2 rRNA genes are annotated in these 3351 nt (G+C 51.2%); both read left to right on the top strand.

The features are described 5' to 3' along the window. Positions 1-164: 164 nt before the first annotated feature. Positions 165-3058 (top strand): 23S ribosomal RNA (locus ACIPZE_RS28535). A 168-nt stretch (positions 3059-3226) separates the two neighbouring features. Continuing rightward, positions 3227-3342 (top strand): 5S ribosomal RNA (gene rrf / locus ACIPZE_RS28540). The last annotated feature ends 9 nt before the right edge of the window (positions 3343-3351 follow it).

Below are 3351 nucleotides of genomic sequence, written 5' to 3' on the forward strand. Positions count from 1 at the left end.
TCGTTCTTTAAAAATTTGGGTATGTGATAGAAAGATAGACTGAACGTTACTTTCACTGGTAACGGATCAGGCTAAGGTAAAATTTGTGAGTTCTCTTAATTGAGAAATTCGAATTTTCGGCGAATGTCGTCTTCACAGTATAACCAGATTGCTTGGGGTTATATGGTCAAGTGAAGAAGCGCATACGGTGGATGCCTTGGCAGTCAGAGGCGATGAAAGACGTGGTAGCCTGCGAAAAGCTTCGGGGAGTCGGCAAACAGACTTTGATCCGGAGATGTCTGAATGGGGGAACCCAGCCATCATAAGATGGTTATCTTGTACTGAATACATAGGTGCAAGAGGCGAACCAGGGGACCTGAAACATCTAAGTACCCTGAGGAAAAGAAATCAACCGAGATTCCCGGAGGAGTGGCGAGCGAACGGGGACTAGCCCTTAAGTGGCTTTGAGATTAGCGGAACGCTCTGGAAAGTGCGGCCATAGTGGGTGATAGCCCTGTACGCGAAAATCTCTTAGTCATGAAATCGAGTAGGACGGAGCACGAGAAACTTTGTCTGAATATGGGGGGACCATCCTCCAAGGCTAAATACTACTGACTGACCGATAGTGAACTAGTACCGTGAGGGAAAGGCGAAAAGAACCCCGGAGAGGGGAGTGAAATAGATCCTGAAACCGTATGCGTACAAGCAGTGGGAGCCCACTTTGTTGGGTGACTGCGTACCTTTTGTATAATGGGTCAGCGACTTATTTTCAGTGGCGAGCTTAACCGAATAGGGGAGGCGTAGCGAAAGCGAGTCTTAATAGGGCGTCTAGTCGCTGGGAATAGACCCGAAACCGGGCGATCTATCCATGGGCAGGTTGAAGGTTGGGTAACACTAACTGGAGGACCGAACCGACTACCGTTGAAAAGTTAGCGGATGACCTGTGGATCGGAGTGAAAGGCTAATCAAGCTCGGAGATAGCTGGTTCTCCTCGAAAGCTATTTAGGTAGCGCCTCATGTATCACTGTAGGGGGTAGAGCACTGTTTCGGCTAGGGGGTCATCCCGACTTACCAAACCGATGCAAACTCCGAATACCTACAAGTGCCGAGCATGGGAGACACACGGCGGGTGCTAACGTCCGTCGTGAAAAGGGAAACAACCCAGACCGTCAGCTAAGGTCCCAAAGTTATGGTTAAGTGGGAAACGATGTGGGAAGGCTTAGACAGCTAGGAGGTTGGCTTAGAAGCAGCCACCCTTTAAAGAAAGCGTAATAGCTCACTAGTCGAGTCGGCCTGCGCGGAAGATGTAACGGGGCTCAAACCATACACCGAAGCTACGGGTATCACCTTCGGGTGATGCGGTAGAGGAGCGTTCTGTAAGCCTGTGAAGGTGAGTTGAGAAGCTTGCTGGAGGTATCAGAAGTGCGAATGCTGACATGAGTAACGACAATGGGTGTGAAAAACACCCACGCCGAAAGACCAAGGTTTCCTGCGCAACGTTAATCGACGCAGGGTTAGTCGGTCCCTAAGGCGAGGCTGAAAAGCGTAGTCGATGGAAAACAGGTTAATATTCCTGTACTTCTGGTTATTGCGATGGAGGGACGGAGAAGGCTAGGCCAGCTTGGCGTTGGTTGTCCAAGTTTAAGGTGGTAGGCTGAGATCTTAGGTAAATCCGGGATCTTAAGGCCGAGAGCTGATGACGAGTGTTCTTTTAGAACACGAAGTGGTTGATGCCATGCTTCCAAGAAAAGCTTCTAAGCTTCAGGTAACCAGGAACCGTACCCCAAACCGACACAGGTGGTTGGGTAGAGAATACCAAGGCGCTTGAGAGAACTCGGGTGAAGGAACTAGGCAAAATGGCACCGTAACTTCGGGAGAAGGTGCGCCGGTGAGGGTGAAGGACTTGCTCCGTAAGCTCATGCCGGTCGAAGATACCAGGCCGCTGCGACTGTTTATTAAAAACACAGCACTCTGCAAACACGAAAGTGGACGTATAGGGTGTGACGCCTGCCCGGTGCCGGAAGGTTAATTGATGGGGTTAGCTAACGCGAAGCTCTTGATCGAAGCCCCGGTAAACGGCGGCCGTAACTATAACGGTCCTAAGGTAGCGAAATTCCTTGTCGGGTAAGTTCCGACCTGCACGAATGGCGTAACGATGGCGGCGCTGTCTCCACCCGAGACTCAGTGAAATTGAAATCGCTGTGAAGATGCAGTGTATCCGCGGCTAGACGGAAAGACCCCGTGAACCTTTACTATAGCTTTGCACTGGACTTTGAATTTGCTTGTGTAGGATAGGTGGGAGGCTTTGAAGCGTGGACGCCAGTTCGCGTGGAGCCAACCTTGAAATACCACCCTGGCAACTTTGAGGTTCTAACTCAGGTCCGTTATCCGGATCGAGGACAGTGTATGGTGGGTAGTTTGACTGGGGCGGTCTCCTCCTAAAGAGTAACGGAGGAGTACGAAGGTGCGCTCAGACCGGTCGGAAATCGGTCGTAGAGTATAAAGGCAAAAGCGCGCTTGACTGCGAGACAGACACGTCGAGCAGGTACGAAAGTAGGTCTTAGTGATCCGGTGGTTCTGTATGGAAGGGCCATCGCTCAACGGATAAAAGGTACTCCGGGGATAACAGGCTGATACCGCCCAAGAGTTCATATCGACGGCGGTGTTTGGCACCTCGATGTCGGCTCATCACATCCTGGGGCTGAAGCCGGTCCCAAGGGTATGGCTGTTCGCCATTTAAAGTGGTACGCGAGCTGGGTTTAGAACGTCGTGAGACAGTTCGGTCCCTATCTGCCGTGGACGTTTGAGATTTGAGAGGGGCTGCTCCTAGTACGAGAGGACCGGAGTGGACGAACCTCTGGTGTTCCGGTTGTCACGCCAGTGGCATTGCCGGGTAGCTATGTTCGGGAAAGATAACCGCTGAAAGCATCTAAGCGGGAAACTTGCCTCAAGATGAGATCTCACTGGAACCTTGAGTTCCCTGAAGGGCCGTCGAAGACTACGACGTTGATAGGTTGGGTGTGTAAGCGCTGTGAGGCGTTGAGCTAACCAATACTAATTGCCCGTGAGGCTTGACCATATAACACCCAAGCAATTTGCATGCTCCGAGCTGAAAAGCGAAAGAGACCAGATTGCGGTGTGTGAAGACGAAACGAACCGAAAGTTCGATGTTCACAAACACCGAAAGCTGTCACATACCCAATTTGCTGAAGCGAGGCCATCTGGCCACGATTCGGTACCCGAATTTCTTGACGACCATAGAGCGTTGGAACCACCTGATCCCATCCCGAACTCAGCAGTGAAACGATGCATCGCCGATGGTAGTGTGGGGTTTCCCCATGTGAGAGTAGGTCATCGTCAAGATTAAATTCC

The sequence above is a fragment of the Pseudomonas sp. NPDC089741 genome (assembly GCF_044748825.1).
Taxonomy (GTDB): domain Bacteria; phylum Pseudomonadota; class Gammaproteobacteria; order Pseudomonadales; family Pseudomonadaceae; genus Aquipseudomonas; species Aquipseudomonas helmanticensis.